Origin of the sequence: Streptomyces scopuliridis, from assembly GCF_042790125.1 — a bacterium.
Taxonomy (GTDB): Bacteria; Actinomycetota; Actinomycetes; order Streptomycetales; family Streptomycetaceae; genus Streptomyces; species Streptomyces scopuliridis_A.
In genome coordinates this window covers 134291-155235 of sequence record NZ_JBHTZS010000007.1, presented here as the reverse complement: position 1 = coordinate 155235, position 20945 = coordinate 134291, and the positions used below count along the sequence as shown (strand labels likewise).

Annotated in this window: 19 protein-coding genes; 15 read left to right on the top strand and 4 right to left on the bottom strand. The window is 72.1% G+C overall.

Annotated features, from left to right (window positions below):
- Positions 1 to 155: 155 nt before the first annotated feature.
- Complete coding sequence (locus ACFRKB_RS13660) at positions 156 to 887, bottom strand: FadR/GntR family transcriptional regulator (RefSeq protein ID WP_383106041.1); 732 nt, start codon at positions 885 to 887, stop codon at positions 156 to 158.
- A gap of 99 nt (positions 888 to 986) precedes the next feature.
- Here ACFRKB_RS13660 and ACFRKB_RS13655 point away from each other — a divergent pair, with 99 nt between their 5' ends.
- From ACFRKB_RS13655 to ACFRKB_RS13640, 4 genes are read left to right on the top strand one after another with little or no spacing between them, the layout of a single operon-like run.
- Positions 987 to 2351: a glutamine synthetase family protein gene (locus tag ACFRKB_RS13655; RefSeq protein ID WP_383105821.1), complete on the top strand. Its 1365-nt coding sequence runs from the start codon at positions 987 to 989 to the stop codon at positions 2349 to 2351.
- An 8-nt stretch (positions 2352 to 2359) separates the two neighbouring features.
- The gene (locus ACFRKB_RS13650) at positions 2360 to 3736 is read left to right on the top strand and encodes an aldehyde dehydrogenase family protein (RefSeq protein WP_383105820.1); all 1377 of its coding nucleotides are present in this window, start codon (positions 2360 to 2362) and stop codon (positions 3734 to 3736) included.
- Between the two features lie 6 nt (positions 3737 to 3742).
- Positions 3743 to 4534, top strand: a complete 792-nt coding sequence (locus tag ACFRKB_RS13645) for a 3-oxoacyl-ACP reductase (RefSeq protein ID WP_365975456.1) — start codon at positions 3743 to 3745, stop codon at positions 4532 to 4534.
- Positions 4535 to 4568: 34 nt separating this feature from the next.
- Positions 4569 to 5465 carry a DUF2510 domain-containing protein gene (locus tag ACFRKB_RS13640; RefSeq protein WP_383105818.1) on the top strand — a complete coding sequence of 299 codons (897 nt, stop codon included), beginning with the start codon at positions 4569 to 4571 and terminating at the stop codon, positions 5463 to 5465.
- Positions 5466 to 5502: 37 nt separating this feature from the next.
- Here ACFRKB_RS13640 and ACFRKB_RS13635 read toward each other — a convergent pair whose 3' ends face one another.
- Complete coding sequence (locus ACFRKB_RS13635; protein WP_383105817.1) at positions 5503 to 6705, bottom strand: amino acid deaminase/aldolase; 1203 nt, start codon at positions 6703 to 6705, stop codon at positions 5503 to 5505.
- An 822-nt stretch (positions 6706 to 7527) separates the two neighbouring features.
- On the opposite strand from ACFRKB_RS13635, the gene ACFRKB_RS13630 reads away from it, so the two are divergent.
- Positions 7528 to 8400 (top strand): hypothetical protein, encoded by an 873-nt coding sequence (locus ACFRKB_RS13630; protein WP_383106040.1) that lies wholly within the window; start codon positions 7528 to 7530, stop codon positions 8398 to 8400.
- Between the two features lie 44 nt (positions 8401 to 8444).
- Positions 8445 to 9683, top strand: a complete 1239-nt coding sequence (gene mycP, locus ACFRKB_RS13625) for a type VII secretion-associated serine protease mycosin (protein ID WP_383105815.1) — start codon at positions 8445 to 8447, stop codon at positions 9681 to 9683.
- Here the strand turns inward: mycP and ACFRKB_RS13620 are convergent.
- Positions 9658 to 10338 (bottom strand): serine hydrolase, encoded by a 681-nt coding sequence (locus tag ACFRKB_RS13620; RefSeq protein ID WP_383105813.1) that lies wholly within the window; start codon positions 10336 to 10338, stop codon positions 9658 to 9660. The genes mycP and ACFRKB_RS13620 overlap by 26 nt on opposite strands.
- Before the next feature lie 41 nt (positions 10339 to 10379).
- On the opposite strand from ACFRKB_RS13620, the gene ACFRKB_RS13615 reads away from it, so the two are divergent.
- The gene (locus ACFRKB_RS13615) at positions 10380 to 11114 is read left to right on the top strand and encodes an SseB family protein (protein ID WP_383105811.1); all 735 of its coding nucleotides are present in this window, start codon (positions 10380 to 10382) and stop codon (positions 11112 to 11114) included.
- 14 nt (positions 11115 to 11128) lie between these two features.
- On the opposite strand, the gene ACFRKB_RS13610 is transcribed toward ACFRKB_RS13615, so the two are convergent.
- Complete coding sequence (locus tag ACFRKB_RS13610) at positions 11129 to 11491, bottom strand: DUF1844 domain-containing protein (protein ID WP_030355335.1); 363 nt, start codon at positions 11489 to 11491, stop codon at positions 11129 to 11131.
- A 367-nt stretch (positions 11492 to 11858) separates the two neighbouring features.
- Here ACFRKB_RS13610 and infC point away from each other — a divergent pair, with 367 nt between their 5' ends.
- From infC to ACFRKB_RS13570, 8 genes are all read left to right on the top strand, one after another.
- Entirely contained in the window at positions 11859 to 12521 is a 663-nt protein-coding gene (gene infC, locus ACFRKB_RS13605; RefSeq protein ID WP_365975446.1) for a translation initiation factor IF-3, read from the top strand.
- A 129-nt stretch (positions 12522 to 12650) separates the two neighbouring features.
- The gene (rpmI, locus tag ACFRKB_RS13600; RefSeq protein ID WP_030355333.1) at positions 12651 to 12845 is read left to right on the top strand and encodes a 50S ribosomal protein L35; all 195 of its coding nucleotides are present in this window, start codon (positions 12651 to 12653) and stop codon (positions 12843 to 12845) included.
- 101 nt (positions 12846 to 12946) lie between these two features.
- Positions 12947 to 13333, top strand: coding sequence for a 50S ribosomal protein L20 (gene rplT / locus ACFRKB_RS13595; RefSeq protein WP_030355332.1), 387 nt, complete (start codon positions 12947 to 12949; stop codon positions 13331 to 13333).
- Between the two features lie 118 nt (positions 13334 to 13451).
- Positions 13452 to 14291: a TrmH family RNA methyltransferase gene (locus ACFRKB_RS13590; RefSeq protein WP_383105809.1), complete on the top strand. Its 840-nt coding sequence runs from the start codon at positions 13452 to 13454 to the stop codon at positions 14289 to 14291.
- A gap of 84 nt (positions 14292 to 14375) precedes the next feature.
- A complete protein-coding gene (locus ACFRKB_RS13585) occupies positions 14376 to 15581 on the top strand; it encodes a sensor histidine kinase (RefSeq protein ID WP_383105807.1) in 1206 nt (401 codons plus the stop codon).
- Positions 15582 to 15716: 135 nt separating this feature from the next.
- Positions 15717 to 16844, top strand: coding sequence for a phenylalanine--tRNA ligase subunit alpha (gene pheS / locus ACFRKB_RS13580; protein ID WP_383105806.1), 1128 nt, complete (start codon positions 15717 to 15719; stop codon positions 16842 to 16844).
- Positions 16844 to 19372 carry a phenylalanine--tRNA ligase subunit beta gene (pheT, locus tag ACFRKB_RS13575; RefSeq protein WP_383105804.1) on the top strand — a complete coding sequence of 843 codons (2529 nt, stop codon included), beginning with the start codon at positions 16844 to 16846 and terminating at the stop codon, positions 19370 to 19372. The genes pheS and pheT overlap by 1 nt, the downstream gene beginning before the upstream one ends.
- Positions 19373 to 19576: 204 nt before the next feature.
- On the top strand, positions 19577 to 20701 hold the full coding sequence (locus ACFRKB_RS13570) for a PP2C family protein-serine/threonine phosphatase (RefSeq protein WP_383105802.1): 1125 nt from the start codon (positions 19577 to 19579) through the stop codon (positions 20699 to 20701).
- Positions 20702 to 20945: the final 244 nt, after the last annotated feature.

Here is a 20945-nt window from a genome sequence, read left to right as displayed (position 1 = left end):
GTAATGGTGTGGGGCCATACCTTTGCTCCATGAGCGGCCCGGCGCAAGACCCACGCGTTAAACAGCTGTTACGGATCCGGAAAGCCACCGGCCCGGGGGAGCCGGCCTGCGGCCCCGGCCGCCGGGTCGCCGGGTCGGGCCGCGCGGCCGCGCGCTCAGGCCAGAAAGCCGCGCAGCAGCGCCGCCGTACCGCCGCAGTGCTCGCGCGCGATCTCGCGCGCCCCGTCCGCGTCGCCGTCGAGCACTGCCTCGACCAGCGCCGTGTGCTGCTGCTGCGAGTGCTCCAGATTCCGTACCAGCAGCGGGATGCAGTCCAGCAGATCGTTCACCGTCGCCCGCACGGCGGCGTACTGCGCGGTCAGGGTCGCGGAGCCGGACAGCTCGGCGAGCGTGAGATGCAGCATCGTGTCCGGCCTGCGGTACTCCGTCAACGGCGCGTCCTGCGTCGCGGCCAGCGCGGAGCGCAGCCGGTCCGGCTGATCGCCGGTGAGCCCATGCGCCGCGCACAGCCCGGCCGCGCCCACCTCAAGCACCTCGCGGAAGCGCAGTACGTCCTCGATGTCCACGCCCGCCACCCGGCGCCGCAGCTCCTCCTCCGCCCCCCGGGCCCGCGCGTCGGGGCGTGGCCGTACGAACGTGCCGCCGTATCTGCCACGCCGGCTCTCCAGCAGGCCCTGATCCTGAAGCACCTTGAGGACCTCGCGCAGCGTGACCCGGCTGATGCGCAGCCGCTCGGCCAGCTCCCGCTCGGCGGGCAGCCGTTCACCGCTCGCCACCAGCCCGAGCCGTACCACCTGGAGGATCTGCTCCAGCGCCTCCTCGAAGCCGTTTCCCGCCCGCACGGGACGCAGTACCGGCGTCAGCGGGTCCGCGTCCGGCGGGTCCATCGGCTCGTCCGTTGTCGCCACGTGGCCGTTTCCCCTTCCCAATCAAAGGTCTTCAGGAATACCTTATGGCTTCCGGCTGACCGAAGGAGGAGTAATCCCGTGGCAGACCGCACACCCCCGCTCCGTGTCGAGGAGCTGCGCGTCCTCGTGGAGGGCGGCGAGATCGACACGGTCGTCCTGGCTTTCCCCGACATGCAGGGCAGACTCCAGGGAAAGCGGTTCGCCGCACAGTTCTTCCTTGACGACGTTCTGGAGCACGGCACCGAGGGCTGCAACTATCTCCTCGCCGTCGACACCGAGATGAACACCGTCGACGGATACGCGATGTCCTCCTGGGACCATGGCTACGGCGACTTCGCGATGCGCCCCGACCTCTCCACCCTGCGGCGCGTCCCCTGGAACGACGGCACGGCCATGGTCATCGCCGACCTCACCTGGAACGACGGCACGCCCGTCGTCGCCGCGCCCCGCCAGGTCCTCCGCCGCCAGCTGGAGCGCCTCGCCGCGCTCGGCTACACCGCGCACGCCGGTACGGAGCTGGAGTTCCTCGTCTTCAAGGACACCTATGAGCAGGCCTGGGACAGCCACTACCGCGGACTGACCCCCGTCAACCAGTACAACGTCGACTACTCCATCCTCGGCACCGGCCGTGTCGAACCGCTGCTGCGCCGGATCCGCAAGGAGATGGGCGCGGCCGGACTGACCGTCGAGTCCGCCAAGGGCGAGTGCAACCCCGGCCAGCACGAGATCACCTTCAAGTACGACGAAGCCCTCGTCACCTGCGACCAGCACGCCATCTACAAGAACGGCGCCAAGGAGATCGCCTCCCAGGAGGGCGTCTCGCTCACCTTCATGGCCAAGTACAACGAGCGCGAGGGCAACTCCTGCCATATCCATCTCTCGCTCCAGGACGAGGACGGCACCAACGTCATGGCCGGGGACGGGCCCGGTGGGATGTCGCCCGTGATGCGCCACTTCCTGGCCGGTCAGCTCGCCGCGCTCCGGGACTTCTCCCTGCTGTACGCGCCCACCATCAACGCCTACAAGCGCTTCCAGCCGGGATCCTTCGCCCCCACCGCCGTCGCCTGGGGCTACGACAACCGCACTTGTTCACTGCGGGTGGTCGGCCACGGCCGGTCCCTGCGCTTCGAGAACCGTCTCCCCGGCGGTGACGTCAATCCGCATCTCGCCGTCGCGGGCATGGTCGCCGCCGGTCTGTACGGCATCGAGAACGAGCTGGAGCTCCCCGAACCCTGCGCGGGCAACGCCTATACGTCCATCTACGAACAGGTCCCGACCACCCTGCGCGAAGCCGCCGAGCTCTGGGAGAACAGCCCCATCGCGCGCGCGGCCTTCGGTGACGAGGTCGTGGCGCACTACCGCAATATGGCGCGCGTCGAGGTCAAGGCCTTCGACGCCGCGGTGACCGACTGGGAGCTTCGCCGCTCCTTCGAACGTCTGTGAGGAACGACGTGCACGAACACCACGCCGCCGGACATCAGATCCTCAACCCCGCCACCGGCGAGACCATCGCGACGGTCGCCGCGACGACCGCGGCGGAGGTCGACACGGCGGTACGCCGGGCCGCGGCGGCCCAACGCGGCTGGGCGGCGGCCGCCCCCGCCGACCGCGCGCGGCTGCTGCGCCGCTTCGCCGTCGTCGTCGACGAACACAACGAGGAACTGGCCCGGCTGGAGGTCCGCGAGGCGGGGCACACCCTCGGCAACGCCCGCTGGGAGGCGGCCAACGTCCGCGATCTCCTGGACTACAGCGCCGGGGGAGTGGAGCGGCTGACCGGCCGGCAGATCCCGGTCGCGGGCGGACTCGACATCACCCTTCTGGAACCACTCGGCGTCGTCGGCGTGATCGCCCCGTGGAACTTCCCCATGCCGATCGCCGCCTGGGGCACCGCACCCGCGCTCGCGGCGGGCAACGCGGTGCTGCTCAAGCCCGCCGAGACCACCCCGCTCACCGCGCTGCGGCTGGCCGAACTCGCCCTGGAGGCCGGGCTTCCCGAGCATCTCTTCCAGGTCCTTCCCGGAGCGGGCGACATCGCGGGCAACGCGCTGGTGGAGCACCCGGGCGTCGCCAAGATCGTCTTCACCGGATCCACCCGTGTCGGCAAGCAGATCATGGCGAAGGGCAGCGCGCTGCTGAAGCGCGTGACCCTCGAACTCGGCGGCAAGAGCCCCAATATCGTCTTCGCCGACTCCGATCTCGACCTGGCCGCCGCGACGGCCCCCATGGCCTTCCTCGACAACTCCGGACAGGACTGCTGCGCCCGTACCCGCATCCTCGTCCAGCGCGAGGTCCACGACCGGTTCCTGGAACTGCTCGCCCCCGCCGTCGAGTCGGTCGTCGTCGGCGATCCGTCCGACGAGAAGACCCAGATGGGGCCCCTGATCTCGGCGGTCCAGCTGGAGCGCGTACGGTCGTACGTACCCGACGGCGCGAAGGGCATCCGCGGCAGCGCGCCCGAGGGGCCAGGATTCTGGTTCCCGCCGACGGTCCTCACCGATGCCGCCGTTGACTCCCCGGTCGCCACCGAGGAGGTCTTCGGCCCGGTCGCGGTCGTCCTGCCCTTCGACGACGAGGAAGACGCCGTCCGGCTCGCCAACGCCACCGACTACGGGCTCGCCGGGTCGGTATGGACCCGCGACGTGGGCCGCGCCCTGCGGGTCTCGCGTGCCGTCGCCGCCGGCAATCTCTCCGTCAACTCGCACAGTGCCGTCCGGTACGGGACACCGTTCGGCGGCTACAAACAGTCCGGACTCGGCCGCGAACTGGGCCCCGATGCCCTGGCCGCCTTCACCGAAACCAAGAACGTCTTCATCAGCACGGAGGCCTGAGCCATCATGACCGCCCCCACCAACGACGCCATCTGCCGCCGCCTGGTCGGCCGCACCGCCGTGATCACCGGAGCCGGCAGCGGCATCGGCCTGGCCACCGCGCGCCGACTCGCCGCCGAGGGCGCGCATATCGTCTGCGGCGATATCGACGAGACCGCGGGCAAGGCCGTGGCCGAACAGGTCGACGGCACCTTCGTACGCGTCGATGTCACCAACGCCGACGAGGTCGACGCCCTGTTCAGGATCGCCCACGAGACCTATGGCAGCGTCGACATCGCCTTCAACAACGCGGGCATTTCGCCCCCCGAGGACGACTCGATCCTCACCACCGGCCTGGACGCCTGGCGCAAGGTCCAGGAGGTCAACCTCACCTCCGTGTATCTGTGCTGCAAGGCGGCCATCCCTTATATGCGGCGGCAGGGCCGGGGCTCGATCATCAACACCGCCTCCTTCGTGGCGCGCATGGGCGCGGCGACCTCCCAGATCTCCTACACCGCGTCCAAGGGCGGGGTGCTCGCGATGTCCCGTGAGCTGGGCGTGCAGTTCGCCCGCGAGGGGATCCGGGTGAACGCGCTGTGCCCGGGGCCCGTCAACACCCCTCTGTTGCAGGAGCTGTTCGCCAAGGACCCGGAGCGCGCCGCGCGCCGGCTCGTGCACATCCCGGTCGGCCGGTTCGCCGAGGCCGACGAGATCGCGGCGGCGGTCGCCTTCCTCGCCAGTGACGACTCCTCGTTCGTGAACGCCACGGACTTCCTCGTCGACGGCGGTATCTCGGGCGCGTACGTGACACCTGTCTAGCCCCCGCCCATGGAGCCACCTCTAGGGTGGACGGATGAGCATGACGACCCCGCCGGGCTGGTATCCCGATCCAGGTGTCCCCACCACCGAACGCTGGTGGGACGGGACTTCCTGGACCGGGCACACCAGACCGCTCGGCGCGGCCGGCCCGGCTGACGGCGGCGGCAGGCGGGGCGGGCCGGTCGCTGTTCTTGTCGCCGGGGTCGTCCTCGTGGGGGTCGTCGTCGCCGGAGTCGCCCTGCTCGGTGACGACGAACCGGCGGGCCGGCCCCAGGCCACGGGAGGCGGCACGTCCGCGCCCTCCCCGGCACAGGAGAAGAGCAGCGGCACCCCCGACACGACGCCCGGGGGCGCGACACCCGGCGAAGACCCCAGAGTCCTTGTCGACCAGCTGAACGGCATCACACTGCCGATCCCACAGGGCTGGGAGCGGCCCGAGTCCACGGTCGACGACGTCGTCACCATGACGACCGTGGACACCTACGACTGCCCGCACGACTCCGGGCGGTTCTGCCGCTGGGGTACGGTCACCTCCCGCAGCACCAGCGAGAGTGATGGGTTCTCCGCCGAGGCCCTGGCCAAGAAGGACATCTCCAGGGCGGCCGACGCCACCTACGAGGAGACCGCCCTCGGCGACCGCCACTACGGCGGCATCACGTCCCACAAGGTGCTCGCGTCCGAGTCCGCCGTGGTCGCGGGACGCACCGGATATCTGGTGCGGTGGCAGGTCACCACCGGCGCGGGCCCCGGTGGCTATGTCCAGTCGCTGGTCTTCCCGTCGACCTCCGGGACCGAGTCCCTGATCGTCGTGCGCTTCGCCTTCGACAAAGGCACGGAGGGCCCGCCGCTCGCCCTGATGGACACGATCACCGAGGGCATCCGCCCGATCGGAGATGTCTCGGGCGGCGTGGGCAGCTCCATCGGCCCCTGACGCGCGCCCCCGGAGGAGCGTGTTCAGAGGAACACCTTCAGAGGAACGTGCGGCCCTCACCCCGGTACGTCGGCACGGCCGCCACCACCCGGTCGCCCTCGACCAGCTGCAACGTGTCGAAACGCTCGCACAGTTCACCCGCCTTGGCATGCCGGAACCACACCTTGTCGCCGATCAGCAGATCGTCGGCGGCCGGCCCGAGCAGCGGGGTCTGCACCTCACCGGCCCCCTCCTGCCCGTCGTAGCGCAGCCCTTCGGGCAGATACGGCACGGGCAGCCGGTCCGCCCCCGGCGCCCCCGAGGCCGGATAGCCGCCACCGAGCACGGTCACCACCCCGACACCCGGCCTGCGCACCACGGGCTGGGCGAAGAGCGCCGCCGGACGGCCCGTGAACGATGTGTAGTTGTCAAAGAGCCGTGGTACGTAGAGCCCCGAGCCCGCGGCGATCTCCGTCACCGCCTCCTCGGCCGCCGTGTGCTGGACGCTGCCCGTGCCGCCGCCGTTGACGAACTCCAGCTCCGGCGCGACGGCCCGCACCGCGCGCACCACCGCCGCGCGCCGCTCCGCCAGCTCCTTGCGGGCCGCGGACTGCATCAGCCGGATCGCACGCGACCTCAGCGGCCGTCCTGCCAGGGCGTCCCCTACCCCGGCCACATGTCCTTCGTATGCCATGAGCCCGACCAGCCGGAATCCGGGGCGTCGGGCTATCGATCTGGCGAGCTCGGCCAGTTGGGCCGGCTCGCGCAGCGGGGAGCGCAGTGCACCAATCCTGACCCGTCCGCCGAACAGCCGCAAGGCCGTGTCCAGTTCAAGACAGATCCGGAATTCCTCACGTCCGCCGTCCCGCGCCGCGTCGATGAGATCCAGCTGCGCCGGGTCGTCGATCATCACGGTGACAGCGGCGGCGAGCTTGGGATCGGCGGCCAGCTCCGCGTAGGCGGCGCGGTCCGCCGACGGATAGGCGAGAAGCACGTCCTCGAACCCGGCCCGCGCCAGCCACAGCGATTCGGCCAGCGTGAACGACATGATCCCCGCGAAGCCGTCGCGCCCCAGCACACGTTCCAGCAGCGCGCGGCAGCGCACCGACTTGCTCGCCACCCGGATCGGCTTGCCCGCCGCCCGCCGGACGAGATCGTCCGCGTTGGCGTCGAACGCTTCGAGATCGACCAGGGCGAGGGGGGCGTCGAGATGAGCGGTGGCGCGGTCGTACCGTGCCCGGTCAGTGGCGCGCGGAGTCATGGACCGAGCTTGCCAGACGGGATTACCGCACGGTAGGGGGATGATCCGGGCCAGATCGGCACGGGCCTTCGCGGCCGGTCCCGCCGGGCCCGCTCCACCCCGTAGAGTGACGCACACGCCGCGTCGAACGGGCCTGTTCCGTACGGCGATCGGTATGTGGTGGGACTGGTCTGCACAGGTGGCACAGGGGGACGGATGAGTACCGAAGCGCGACGCGCTCCCGTACCACCCCGCCCCGCGACACCACCGCCCGCGCCGGAGTCCGGAACGGCCAAGTCCGGGGAGGACGCGCCGTCCGACGCCCCGCGCCCGCCGAGATCACGGATCTCCGACGCGCTGCTGCCCCCGCCCGAGCCGGTGCGGATACCGGCACCGCCGTCCGGAACGCCCGCTCCACCGGCCGCCAAGTCCCCGGCCCCGGCAGCGAATCCGCCCTCGGCAGCGACCCCGGCCCCGGCCCCGCGCACGGCCGGCACCCCGGCGCAGGCGGCACCCCCGACGCGGACAACGGCCCCGACAGCGGCCCCGGCACCCACCACCGCACCCCCGGCACCGCCCACCGGCACAGCACCCGCGCCGACGCCCGTCGAGACCACGACCCGGCTCCGGCCGGTGCCTCCCGCGCCCACCGGCACAGCACCCGCGCCGACGCCCGTCGAGACCACCACCCGGCTCCGGCCGGTGCCCCCCGCGCCCACCGGCACTACGCCCGCGCCGACGCCCGTCGAGACCACCACTCGGCTGCGGCCGGTGCCCCCGGCTCCCACCGGAGCGGTGCCGCGCGTTCCGCCCCGGCCTTCCGCGCCGCCCGTACCCCAAAGCGTGCCCCCGCACCCGCCCGGGACCCTGCCACCGCCGTCGTACCCCTACCCCTGGGCCGGGCAGCGTTCCGAGACGCCCGAGGAGACCGCCCCCAGGCTGCTCCCCGTGCCCTCCCGGCATCATCTCCTCAGGGTCGCCGCCGCCGTCGCCTGCGTCGTGCTCGGGCTCGGGCTGATCGGCGGCGCCGCCACCGGGAGCTGGCTGACCGGGGACTCGGCCGCCGACCCCGCCGCCCGGGACACCTTCGCCACCGCGCGCGGCCTCTGGCACAGCGTGCCCGTCGACACCCTCTTCCCCCGCACCCTCGCGGGGGACGGTGCCGGGCCCGGCGGAGCGGACCGTGAGTGGACGAGGATCGGCGTCGCACCGGACAGCGGCTGCGCCGGCACCCTCGACCCGCTGCTCCTCGGAACGCTGCGCCCGGTCGGCTGCGCGCGCGTGCTGCGCGCGACCTACGTCGACGCCACGTCCAGCAACGTCACCACCGTCGGTCTGGTCTTCACCCAGGCCGACGCCCTCGCGATGGACACCCTGCGCAGCCGGTTCCACGACGAGAGCCTTGATGAACGCGCCGATCTGATGCCCCGTACGTTCCCCGTCAAGGGCACCGTCGCGGGCGGGTTCGGTGACGCCCAGCGCGCGAGCTGGACGGTGAACGTGCTCACCGAGGCGCCCGTCGTCGTGTTCGCCGTCTCCGGCTTCGCCGACGGACGGAAGATCGCCGCTCCCCAGCCCGTCGACAAGGCCATGGCCAAGGGCGCCACGACCGCGCCCGCGCAGTCCGGACTCGGCCACGAGGCCAAGGGCATCGCGGACCGGATAGAACGAGGTCTGCGCAAGACCGTCAGCGAGCGAACGGCGGCCTCTCCATGACTCCGAACGCTCCCGGTACGACTCCGAACCCTCCCGGTGCGCACATGCTCCCGACACCGTCGCGAACCGCGGCACCCCAGAACCCTCCCGGCCGTCCCGCGCGCCGCCACCGCCTCGCCGCCACCCTCGCCGCCGCGTCCGTCCTGCTGTTCGTCGCCGCCCCTCCGGCGCACGCCGACGCGATCCGGGCGCAGCAGTGGGCCCTCGACGCCATGCACACCGAGGAGGCGTGGCGCACCGCGCAGGGCAGGGGCATCACCGTCGCCGTCCTGGACACCGGTGTCGACGCCACCCATCCCGACCTGGAGGGACAGGTGCTGCCCGGCCGGGATCTGATCGGCTTCGGGGCGCGCAGCGGCGATCGCGCCTGGGCCCGGCACGGCACCGCCATGGCCGGCATCATCGCCGGACACGGACATGGCCCCAACCGCGCCGACGGCGTCCTCGGGATCGCGCCCGAGGCGAAGATCCTCCCCGTGCGCGTCATCCTCGAAGGCACCGACCCCGCCCGCGCCAAGGCCCGTTCCTCCAAGGGCGGCGCCCTCGCCGAAGGCATCCGCTGGGCCGCCGACCACGGCGCCGACGTCATCAACCTCTCCCTCGGCGACGACAGCGAGTCCGCCCATCCGGAGCCGGATGAGGACGCGGCCGTCCAGTACGCCCTGGCCAAGGGCGCCGTCGTCGTCGCCTCGGCGGGGAACGGCGGCGAGAAGGGCGACCACGTCTCGTACCCCGCGGCCTATCCCGGGGTGATCGCGGTGACGGCCGTCGACGAGTACGGGACGCGCGCCGCGTTCTCCACCCGCCGCTGGTACGCCACCGTCAGCGCACCCGGCGTCAATGTGGTCATCGCCGATCCTGACCGCCGCTACTACGAGGGCTGGGGCACCAGCGCCGCCGCCGCGTTCGTCTCCGGCGCCGTCGCGCTCGTACGCTCCGCGCACCCCGATCTCACCCCGGCGCAGATCAAGAAGCTCCTCGCGGACACCGCGCGCGACGCGCCGCAGGACGGTCATGACGACGCCCGCGGGCACGGTCTGGTCGATCCCGCCGCCGCGATCAAGGCCGGGGCCAAGCTCTCCCGTACGGATCTGAAGAGCGAGGCCGCGGGCGCCGACGGGTACGACAAGCAGTACTTCGGCAGCGGCCCCGACGCCCCGCGCGAGGACTCGGAACCCGCCGCCTGGCTCGCCCCCACAGCGGGCGGCGCCGGAGCCCTGCTGCTGGCCTGCGCGGTCCTGCTGTGGCGCGGCGGTCTCAGCCGAACCGTCGTACGGCGCTGACGGCGGCCTCCTCGACCCGCGCGATCCCCTCGTCCTTTGTCGTATGGCCGTCGGACAGCACGGCGACCAGACAGTTCCGTACCCGCCCGACCGAGTGGACGACCCACAGACCGCGGTCGCCGCGCGGCAGCCAGCCGTTCTTGAGCGCCCAGTCGCCGTCCGCCGTCGCCGCGGAGATGCCCCAGTCCTGTCCGGGCACCACCCGCCCCATCAGCCCCGCCAGATAGCGACGTGACCTCTCGTCAAGACCGGCGTCCGCCGCCGGGACCGTCACGGCGTCCGCCGCCGGATCCGCGCCGCCGAACACCGCCTTCAGCAGCGTCAGCTGATCGCGCGCGGTCGTGCGGGTGAGCCCCCAGGCGGGCGCCGCCGACGTCCGGGTCATCCCGAGCCTGGCATGCGCCGCGTCCAGTCCCGCCACGCCCCCGGCCGCCGCCCGCAGCTCCGTCGCCGCCTCGTTGTCGCTGCGCTCGATCATGGCCTCCGCGAGGCGCGCCTCGCCGGCCGTCAGCCACCGCCCCGAGTCCCGCGCCCGCAGCAACAGCGCCGCCAGGACCGCGACCTTGACCACGCTCGCGGTGACATACGTCCGGTCCTCGCCGGACGCCCACGCGCCCCCGCCTGCCAGGTCGTACACCGCGACCGAGAGATCCACCCGACGACCGTACGTCCCCACGGGCCCCTTAGGCTCGTCCCGTGGCCCTCAAGAACATCCCCGACCCCGCTTTCTCCGACGACGACGGCACCGCCGCTCCCGAGCTGACGGCGGCCCTCGCCGCCTGGGCCGGGGACCGGTCGGCCGAACCGCGCGTCCTGGCGGCTCTCAAGGACGCCCGGCTGCTGGTTCCCGTGGTCGCCGTGCTCGGTGAGACGGAGGAGGACGAGGAGACCGGCCTGCGCCGCGAGAAGACCAGCGACATGGCCGTGCCGACCCTCCAGGCGGGCGACCGCCGCGCGCTGCCGGCCTTCACCTCCGTCGCGTCGCTGGCCCGCTGGAACCCGGAGGCCCGGCCCGTCGCCGTACCCCTGCGGCAGGCGCTCCAGGCCGCTGCGCACGAGCGGGCGGACACGGTCGTGATCGATCTCGCGGGCCCCGTCGCGTACCAGCTCACCGGCCCCGCGCTGGTCGCGCTCGCCGAGGGCCGCACCAGCACCGATCCGCTCGCCGATCCCGCCGTCAGCGCGGCGGTACGGTCCGCCGTCGCCGCCGAGCCCGCCGTGCTGCGCGCGCATCTCGGCCCCGGCAGCGCGGACGGCACGCTCGCGCTCGTGCTGGACCCGGCGGCGCGTCCGGCCGAGGCCGCCCGCAGGATCGCCGAAGCCCTCGCGGCCGATGACGTACTCAGGGCCCGCCTGGTACGCGGACTCGACCTGGCACTGCTGCCGGCCGAGGCCACGCCACCCGGCGAGCCCCTCTTCGTACGCGCGTGACGTAAGCGGCCGGATCAGCCGTAGACCGGCCCCGTGTACTTCTCACCGGGGCCCTTCCCCGGCTCGTCCGGCACGAGCGACGCCTCGCGGAACGCCAGCTGGAGCGACTTCAGCCCGTCACGCAGCGGAGCCGCGTGGAAGGAGCTGATCTCCGTCGCGCTCGCGTCCATCAGCCCGGCCAGCGCGTGCACCAGCTTGCGCGCCTCGTCCAGGTCCTTGTGCTCGTCGCCCTCCTCGGTCAGCCCGAGCTTGACGGCGGCGGCACTCATCAGATTCACGGCGACCGTGACGATCACCTCGACGGCGGGCACTTCCGCGATGTCGCGGGCCATGGCGTCATAGCCGGGGGTTTCCTGGGGGGAGGTCGCGTCGCTCATGCCCCACACGATAGGCGTACGCCCGAGTGGTCCCGGCCGCGGGAGCGGGGTCGTACACGGGGGTTCGCACCACCCCCGAGGAGCTGCTAACCTTGTGTAACGACCGGTCGGACACGTGTGTGCCCGGCCCACAAGTGGAGGCTCCGATCTCCCACCTGGCCGCTCCTCAGGGGCGGCGGGTCACCGGTCAGGTGGTGCCCATCGTTCCGTACGGACGATGGAACCGCCCGATGCGCCCCGTGGCATACGCGCGGCGGTGCTCCGGTATTCGAGGAGCTCCTGCCTGTGTGCCGTCCGGGGCATTTTTGATGTTCCGCCGCGGTTGGTTCGTATACAGAGACGTTACGCGGCTGTCTGCCAGACAGTCGTGTGGTGCTACCGAGGAGGATCCATCAGCGCCGAGCCCCGCATCAACGACCGGATTCGCGTTCCCGAAGTGCGACTTGTCGGTCCCAGTGGCGAGCAGGTGGGCATCGTCCCGCTCGCCAAGGCCCTAGAGCTTGCGCAGGAGTACGACCTGGACCTGGTCGAGGTCGCGGCGAACGCCCGTCCGCCCGTGTGCAAGCTCATGGACTACGGGAAGTTCAAGTACGAGTCGGCCATGAAGGCCCGTGAGGCGCGCAAGAACCAGGCGCACACGGTCATCAAGGAGATGAAGCTCCGGCCGAAGATCGACCCGCACGACTATGACACCAAGAAGGGTCATGTCGTCCGGTTCCTCAAGCAGGGTGACAAGGTCAAGATCACGATCATGTTCCGTGGTCGTGAGCAGTCCCGCCCCGAGCTGGGCTTCCGACTGCTCCAGCGGCTCGCTTCGGATGTCGAGGAGCTCGGCTTCATCGAGTCGAACCCGAAGCAGGACGGCCGGAACATGATCATGGTTCTTGGCCCGCACAAGAAGAAGACCGAGGCCATGGCCGAGGCCCGTGAGGCGCAGGCCGCCCGCAAGGCGGGGCGCCAGGGGTACGCGACCGAGGAATCCGCGGACACCGCGGCCGAGGCTCCGGCCGAGGCATCTTCCGAAGCGTGATCCGGGGGGGCGCCGACAGGCGGCGCCTCGGATCCGGTCCGGACCAGAACCACATACAGGGATATGACGCTCCCGAGCGCCGGCCGACCGGCCGGCTGGGAGCGCCACTGACGAGGAGAGAGCGGCGCCATGCCGAAGAACAAGACGCACAGCGGTGCAAAGAAGCGCTTCCGCGTGACCGGCTCGGGCAAGGTGCTCCGGCAGCGCGCCGGCCGTCGCCACTACCTGGAGCACAAGCCCTCGACGCTGACGCGCCGCCTCGCCGGCACCGTCGAGCTCGCGCCGGGCGACGCCGCCAAGGCGAAGAAGCTTCTCGGCCTGTAGTCCGCGCGTCCCGCCGACCGGGCGGGGCCGGGACACCTACAGGGACCAAGCCGTTCTTGGGTCACGCCACCACCCGTGACCCAGCTACAAGGAGTTAACACGTGGCACGCGTCAAGCGGGCAGTCAACGCCCACAAGAAGCGCCGGGCAATCCTCGAGGCGGCCAGCGGTTACCGCGGCCAGCGCTCGCGTCTGTACCGGAAGGCGAAGGAGCAGGTCACCCACTCCCTCGTTTACAACTACAACGACCGCAAGAAGCGCAAGGGCGACTTCCGTCAGCTGTGGATCCAGCGGATCAACGCCGCTGCCCGCGCCAACGGCATCACCTACAACCGCTTCATCCAGGGTCTGAAGGCCGCCAACGTCGAGGTGGACCGCAAGATCCTCGCCGAGCTGGCCGTCAATGACTCCAGCGCGTTCGCCGCGCTCGTAGAGGTCGCCCAGAAGGCCCTCCCGAGCGATGTCAACGCCCCGAAGGCCGCCGCCTGATCCCGTCAGGCCGCCGTACTTCCCGCCGGACCCGCAGGCATCGCGCCTGCGGGTCCGGCGCTTTCCACGCGTACCCCCGCGTCCGTACGTCCCATACGAGAAGTGAGAACCGCCGTCCATGGGCACCCCCGAGCTGATCTCCCCGCGTTCCCCGCGTGTCACGGCCGCCAGGAGACTGGCCAAGCGGGCGTTCCGCGGCAAGGAACGCCGGTTCATCGCCGAGGGGCCGCAGGCCGTACGGGAAGCGGTGGCCCATCGCGGTGACGGCGGGGAGCCCACGCTCATCGAGCTGTTCACCACCGTCGAGGCCGCCGAGCGGTACGCCGACATCGTCGAGGCCGCCCGTGCCACCGGGGCCCGGGTGCACTTCGCGCCCGACGCGGTGCTCGCCGAGGTGTCCCAGACCGTCACGCCGCAGGGGCTGCTCGGGGTGTGCCGGTTCCTCGACTCGCCCTTCGAGGAGATCCTGGGCGCCAGGCCCCGGCTCGTCGCCGTACTGGCGCATGTCCGCGACCCCGGGAACGCCGGTACGGTGCTGCGCTGCGCCGACGCGGCGGGCGCCGACGCCGTCGTCCTCACCGACGCCTCCGTCGATCTCTACAACCCCAAATCGGTCCGGGCGTCGGTCGGCTCGCTCTTCCATCTGCCGGTCGTTGTCGGCGTCCCCGCGGAACGGGCGGTCCAGGGGCTCCGGGACGCGGGCGTACGGATCCTGGCCGCCGACGGCGCGGGCGAGAACGACCTGGACGACGAGCTGGACGCGGGCACCATGGGCGGGCCCACCGCCTGGATCTTCGGCAACGAGGCGTGGGGGCTGCCGGCCGAGACCCGCGCCCTCGCGGACGCGGTGGTCCGGGTGCCGATCCACGGAAAGGCCGAGAGTCTGAACCTCGCGACGGCCGCGGCCGTATGTCTCTATGCCTCGGCTCGCGCCCAGCGCGTGCGCGGTACGTGCTGAGGGGGTCCCGCTCCGTCACGTTCAGCTAGTACTGTTGCGCTTTCTGGGGCCCACTGAGCTACGCGGAAGAGGTGGGATGCGGGGATGAGTGTCGGGGCGAGCGGACCCGCCGCGGTCCAGGGAGCCTTACCGCCCCCGTACGGGACCGGCGCGGGTGAGCCGCCCGGCGCGGACGAGCGGACCGGTATGGACGAGCGGATCGGCGCGGGCGAGGCGGGGATCCACCCCGACGAACTGCCCGACGGGCTGGTCGTCGCCGACGAGAGCGGCCGGGTGATCTGCTTCAACGCCGCCGCCGCCCGGATCACCGCCGTCCCGTCCGCCGACGTCCTCGGCCACCCGCTGGAGCGGGCGCTGCCGCTGGAGGATCTGAAGGGCCGCCGCTGGTGGGCGCTGACCGACCCGTACGGCGGGCTCGCCACCCGGGCCGGCCAGCCCGAGCGCAATCTGCTGCTGCCGGGCGGCCGGGAGGTTCTGGTCTCCGCCCGCTACGTACGCGCGTATCCGACCGGGCCCGTACGCCGGCTGGTCATCTCCCTCCGCGGCACGGAGGCGCGGCGCCGTACCGAACTGAGCCACGCGGAGCTGATCGCGACCGTCGCCCATGAACTGCGCTCCCCGCTCACCTCCGTGAAGGGCTTCACGGCGACGCTGCTCGCCAAATGGGAGCGGTTCACCGACGACCAGAAGCGGCTGATGCTGGAGACCGTCGACGCCGACGCCAACCGGGTCACCCGGCTGATCGCGGAGCTGCTGGACATCTCCCGAATCGATTCGGGCCGGCTGGAGGTGCGCCGCCAGCCGGTGGACATCGGGGCGGCCGTGAACCGCCATGTCCAGTCGCACACCGCGTCGGGCCAGTCGCCGGACCGGTTCCTCGTACGGATACAGCAGCCGCTGCCCGCTCTGTGGGCGGATCCCGACAAGATCGATCAGGTGCTCGGCAATCTGCTGGAAAACGCGGTGCGCCACGGCGAGGGAACCGTCACCATCGAGGTGGCCGCCGCGACGCTCAGCCACGCGACGCGGCCGGAAACCGAGACGGAGACAGAGAAGGGAACGGCCGTCACCGTGTGCGACGAGGGTCCCGGCATCCCCGAGGAGTCGATGGGCCGTGTCTTCACCCGCTTCTGGCGGGGGAGCAAGCGCGGCGGGACCGGCCTGGGCCTGTATATCGTCAAGGGCATCGTCGAGGCGCACGGCGGGACGATCACCGTCGGCCGCGGACCCGGCGGCGGTGCCGAGTTCCGATTTATCCTGCCCGTCGGCGCTCCGGCCTACCTGTCCTGAGCGGCCCACGGGCTTCTTCACCTTCGTACGACCTTTAGACTCGACTTTTGGCACCTTCGCGCCTTCGCGCTCCCCAGTGATCGAGCCAGTGATCGAGCAGGGTCGTTTCGCCAGCCAAACGGAAGTACGGAAGAGATGTCGGCACCCAACAAGTCGTACGACCCAGTCGAGGTCGAGGCACTGAAACCGGAAGAGATCGAGCGGATGCGGGACGAGGCGCTCGCCGCCTTCGCCGCCGCCGGTGATCTCGACGCGCTCGCCCACGCGAAAACCGCGCACACCGGAGGTACCTCGCCGCTCGCCCTCGCCAACCGGGAGATCGGCGCCCTGCCACCGCAGGCCAAGGCCGAGGCGGGCAAGCGCGTGGGCCAGGCCCGCGGCGCCGTCAGCAAGGCCCTGGCCGCACGCCAGAGCGAGCTGGAGGCGGAGCGGGACGCCCGGGTGCTGGTCGAGGAGGCGGTGGATGTCACGCTGCCGTACGACCGCACCCCGCCCGGCGCCCGCCACCCGCTGACCGGCTTCATGGAGCGGGTCGCGGATGTCTTCGTGGCCATGGGCTACGAGGTCGCCGAGGGCCCCGAGGCTGAGGCGGAGTGGTTCAACTTCGACGCGCTCAACTTCGTGCCCGACCACCCGGCGCGCCAGATGCAGGACACCTTCTTCGTCCAGGGCCCGGCCGGGACAGAGGGCGACGAATCGGGTGTGGTGCTCCGTACCCACACCTCGCCGGTCCAGGCGCGCGCCCTGCTCGACCGCGAGCCGCCCGTGTACATCGTCTGCCCGGGGCGGGTCTACCGCACCGACGAGCTGGACGCCACGCACACCCCGGTCTTCCACCAGATCGAGCTGCTCGCCGTCGACGAGGGCCTGACCATGGCCGACCTCAAGGGGACCCTGGACCACATGGTCCAGGCGCTCTTCGGCGCGGACATGAAGACCCGGCTCCGGCCGAACTTCTTCCCCTTCACCGAGCCGTCCGCCGAGATGGACATGGTCTGTTACGTGTGCCGGGGCGCCTCGGTCGGCAACCCCGACCGGCCCTGCCGCACCTGCGGCAGCGAGGGCTGGATCGAGCTGGGCGGCTGCGGCATGGTCAACCCCAAGGTGCTCATCGCCTGTGGTGTCGACCCCGGGAAGTACAGCGGATTCGCCTTCGGGTTCGGGATCGAACGGATGCTGATGTTCCGCCACAACGTCGAAGACATGCGAGACATGGTCGAGGGTGACGTCCGGTTCACCCGGCCGTTCGGGATGGAGATCTGATGCGCGTCCCGCTTTCCTGGCTGCGGGAGTACGTTGACCTGCCGGCGACGGAGACCGGCCGTGACGTCCAGGCCAAGCTCGTCTCCGCCGGTCTGGAGGTCGAGACCGTCGAGCAGCTCGGCGCGGGCCTCAAGGGCCCCCTCGTCGTCGGCAAGGTGCTCACGATCGAGGAGCTGGAGGGCTTCAAGAAGCCCATCCGCTTCTGCACGGTCGACGTCGGCACGGCCAACGGCACCGGCGAGCCGCAGGAGATCGTCTGCGGCGCCCGGAACTTCTCCGTCGGCGACAAGGTCGTCGTGGTCCTGCCCGGTGCCGTCCTCCCGGGCGACTTCGCGATCTCCGCGCGCAAGACGTACGGCAGGACCTCGCACGGAATGATCTGCTCCGGCGACGAGCTGGGCATGGGCGATGACGGATCGGGCGGCATCATCGTGCTGCCGCCCGAGCACGAGGCCGGCACCGACGCCATCGCGCTCCTGGAGCTGGTGGACGAGGTCCTGGACATCGCCGTCACCCCGGACCGCGGCTACTGCCTCTCGCTGCGCGGAGTCGCCCGCGAGACCGCCATCGCGTACGGGCTGACCCTGCGCGACCCGGCACTGCTCGACGTGCCCGCGCCGAACTCGTACGGCCACGCGGTGAAGATCGCCGACCCGAGGGGCTGCGACCGCTTCACGGCCCGTACGGTCACCGGCCTCGACCCGGAGGCGCACAGCCCCATCTGGCTGCGCCGCCGGCTCCAGAAGGCCGGGATGCGGCCGATCTCGCTCGCGGTCGACATCACCAACTACGTGATGCTGGAGCTGGGCCAGCCGCTGCACGCGTACGACCGCTCCCGGCTGGAGGGTGCGATCGGCGTCCGCCGTGCCACCGCGGGCGAGAAGATCACCACGCTCGACGGTGTCCAGCGGGTGCTGGACGCCCAGGACCTGGTCATCACCGACGACCGCGGGCCCATCGGCCTCGCGGGTGTGATGGGCGGCGCGAACACCGAGATCGCCGACACCACGGCTCACCCGGTGACGGGCGAGGCGCAGGGGACCACCGATGTGGTGATCGAGGCCGCGCACTTCGACGCGATCTCCATCGCCCGTACCGCGCGCCGCCACAAGCTGGCCTCCGAGGCGTCCAAGCGCTTCGAGCGCGGGGTCGACCCGCAGGCCGCGGCCGCCGCCGCGCAGCGGACCGTCGACCTGCTGGTGCTGCTGGCCGGCGGCTCCGCCGGGGCCGGCGTCACCGAGATCATCGCGCCCTCCGCGCCGCACACCATCGCCATGCCCGCCGACCACCCCGACCGGGTCGCCGGTGTCACGTACGGCCGCGAGACCGTCGTACGGCGGCTCCAGCAGATCGGCTGCGACGTGTACGGCCAGGACGAGCTGGTCGTCACCGTCCCGTCCTGGCGGCCCGACCTCGGCGAGCCCAATGACCTCGCCGAGGAGGTCATCCGGCTGGAGGGGTACGAGAACCTCCCCTCGACGCTGCCCACCCCGCCGTCCGGCCGCGGGCTCACCGAGCGCCAGCGGCTGCACCGCCGCGTCGGCCGCGCCCTGGCCGGCGCCGGTTATGTCGAGGCGCTGAACTACCCGTTCCTCGGCGACGCGGCGCTCGACGCACTCGGACTGCCGGCCGACGACGACCGGCGCCGTACGGTCAGGCTCGTCAACCCGCTCTCCGACGAGGAGCCCGCGCTGCGGACCACGCTGCTGCCGGGTCTGCTCACGGCGCTGCGCCGCAACGACGGCCGCGGGTCGCACGATCCGGCGCTCTTCGAGACCGGGCTGGTCTTCCGGCCCACCGGCCACGAGACCGTGCCGGTACGACTGCCCGTCGACCGGCGGCCGACCGAGGAGGAAGTGGCCGCGCTCGACGCCGCGCTGCCGGACCAGCCGCGGTACGCAGCCGTCGTGCTGGCCGGCGCGCGCGAGCAGGCCGGCTGGTGGGGCAAGGGACGCCCCGCGGAGTGGGCGGACGCCGTCGAGGCGGCCCGTACCGTCGCCCGCGAGGCCGGGGCGGAACTGACCGTACGGGCCGCTCGGTACGAGCCGTGGCACCCCGGCCGCTGCGCCGCGCTGTTCGCCGCCGTGGACGGCGAGGAGACGCTCCTCGGCCACGCCGGAGAGCTGCATCCGCGCGTCGTGAAGGCGCTCGGGCTGCCGGACCGCACCTGCGCCATGGAGATCGATCTCGATCTGCTGGAGCGCGCGGGCGCCGGCGTGATCAAGGCGCCGCGGATTTCCACCTATCCGGTGGCCACGCAGGATGTTGCGCTTGTCGTACCGAGCGAGGTCCCGGCCGCCGAGGTGGAGCGGGCGCTGCGCGAGGGCGCCGGGGAACTCCTCGAATCCCTGCGGCTGTTCGACGTCTTCACCGGCGAGCAGATCGGCGAGGAGCACAAGTCGCTTGCCTACGCCCTGCGTTTCCGGGCGGCGGACCGCACACTGACGGTCGACGAGGCCACGGCGGCCCGTGACGCGGCCGTCGCGCTCGCCGCCGAACGGACCGGGGCGGTCCTGCGCGGCGCGTGACGAAACGGCCGCGCGCCGTCGTTGTACTGGCTCTCGGCCCCTGAGGGGCGCATCCGGATCACCGGATGCGCCCCTCACTCATTCGGGTGAGAAGTCCTGGCGTGTCACGTCATGGGGCTTCCGTGATCGACACAATCGATCCGGCCGAGACGGTCGACGTACGCCCCACGGCTTAGCGGCCGGGCGGCCGAGGGAGGCCGACGGATGAACCGGACCAAGGCAACAGAGGACGCGCAGGAGGAAGCGCCGGCCTCCTGGGGCCTTGTCGAATGCGCGCTCCCGGGCGGTCTGCTCACAGCGGTGATCACCTGGGAGCTGACCCGCCCGGCGGCGGACCGCGACGACCTGCTCTCGCGCATCGTGAACTGCGTCGTCTTCGTGCTGGTGGTGGCGTATCTGCTGATGCGCGTACGGCGGCGGGCGGCGCGGGAGCTGCGGGAGGTCAAGGCCGTGGCGCGGGCCGCCCAGGAGGCGCTGATCAGGACCCTGCCGCCCCGGCTGGACGGTCTCGCGCTCTCCGCCCGCCAGCTCTCCGCCTCGCGCGGCGCCGATGTCGGCGGCGATCTGTACGAGGTGGTGGCCACGGCCTACGGGGTGCGGGTCGTCATCGGGGATGTGCGCGGCCATGGACTGCCCGCGATCGGGGCGGTGGCCGCCGTCCTCGGCAGTTTCCGGGAGGCAGCCCATGACGAGGCCGGGCTCGACGGTGTCCTGCGCCGGCTCGACCGGGCCCATCAGCGCCATCTGCGGGAGCTGGCGCGTCAGGAGCCGCCCGCCGCCGCGGGCCAGGAACTGGACTCCCTGTCGGCGGAGGAGTTCGTCACCGTACTGCTGCTGGAGATCGGGGCCGACGCGGAGGTACGGGCCCTCAACTGCGGCCATCCCTGGCCCTATCGGCTCGGCCAGGGCGCCGCGCGGCTGGCCTCCGGCGAGCCGCTGCCGCCGCTGGGGGCCTTTCCGCTGCCCGCCGATCTGCTGCCGTACCAGTGCGGTCCGTTGCTGCCCGGTGAGGCGCTGTTCCTGCACACCGACGGGGCCGAGGACGCCCGGGACTCCGCGGGGCGGTTCTTCGCTCTGGAGGAAGCGCTCGCGGAGGCCGCGGCGGGCCCGCCCCTGGCGCCCGCCGTCGTCGTGCGCCAGGTGCACGCGGCGCTGCTGCGGCACACCGGCGGACGGATCACCGACGACATGGCGCTGCTCGTGCTGCGCAACGACCGCCCACCGGTGGGCGATTCCTCACGCGTGCCCGCGCAGCCCGGCGCACCGGGCCTGTGCCGTACGTGGGTTTCCGCGCGGGAAGCCACCACCCACGCGCCCGGCCCGGGATGACCCGGCGCGTTCTCCCGTCGAACACCCCCTGCGCTCCGCGTCCGGCGACCGCTGCCGGACGGCCCGCTGGAACGCCCCACGGCCGCCCCGGCCTCCCTGCCTCGTACGCGCTGCCCCGTACCACCGCCCCGGCCTCCCCGCCCCGTACGCGCGCCGTCCGCTCCGCCGCGGAGTGTCGGGCAGGTCGGCGGGGCGGACGGCGCGGTTGCGGGCCACCGCACTGTACGAGGGGGAGCCGGCGGCC

Excerpts from the sequence above, each read along its gene's own strand:
- ACFRKB_RS13570 (WP_383105802.1), top strand. The coding sequence starts at position 19,577 with ATGAACCGGACCAAGGCAACAGAGGACGCGCAGGAGGAAGCGCCGGCC.
- pheT (WP_383105804.1), top strand. The coding sequence starts at position 16,844 with ATGCGCGTCCCGCTTTCCTGGCTGCGGGAGTACGTTGACCTGCCGGCG.
- ACFRKB_RS13660 (WP_383106041.1), bottom strand. The coding sequence starts at position 887 with ATGGACCCGCCGGACGCGGACCCGCTGACGCCGGTACTGCGTCCCGTG.
- rpmI (WP_030355333.1), top strand. The coding sequence starts at position 12,651 with ATGCCGAAGAACAAGACGCACAGCGGTGCAAAGAAGCGCTTCCGCGTG.
- pheS (WP_383105806.1), top strand. The coding sequence starts at position 15,717 with ATGTCGGCACCCAACAAGTCGTACGACCCAGTCGAGGTCGAGGCACTG.
- ACFRKB_RS13590 (WP_383105809.1), top strand. The coding sequence starts at position 13,452 with ATGGGCACCCCCGAGCTGATCTCCCCGCGTTCCCCGCGTGTCACGGCC.
- ACFRKB_RS13640 (WP_383105818.1), top strand. The coding sequence starts at position 4,569 with ATGAGCATGACGACCCCGCCGGGCTGGTATCCCGATCCAGGTGTCCCC.
- ACFRKB_RS13610 (WP_030355335.1), bottom strand. The coding sequence starts at position 11,491 with ATGAGCGACGCGACCTCCCCCCAGGAAACCCCCGGCTATGACGCCATG.
- ACFRKB_RS13645 (WP_365975456.1), top strand. The coding sequence starts at position 3,743 with ATGACCGCCCCCACCAACGACGCCATCTGCCGCCGCCTGGTCGGCCGC.
- ACFRKB_RS13585 (WP_383105807.1), top strand. The coding sequence starts at position 14,376 with ATGAGTGTCGGGGCGAGCGGACCCGCCGCGGTCCAGGGAGCCTTACCG.
- ACFRKB_RS13635 (WP_383105817.1), bottom strand. The coding sequence starts at position 6,705 with ATGACTCCGCGCGCCACTGACCGGGCACGGTACGACCGCGCCACCGCT.
- mycP (WP_383105815.1), top strand. The coding sequence starts at position 8,445 with ATGCTCCCGACACCGTCGCGAACCGCGGCACCCCAGAACCCTCCCGGC.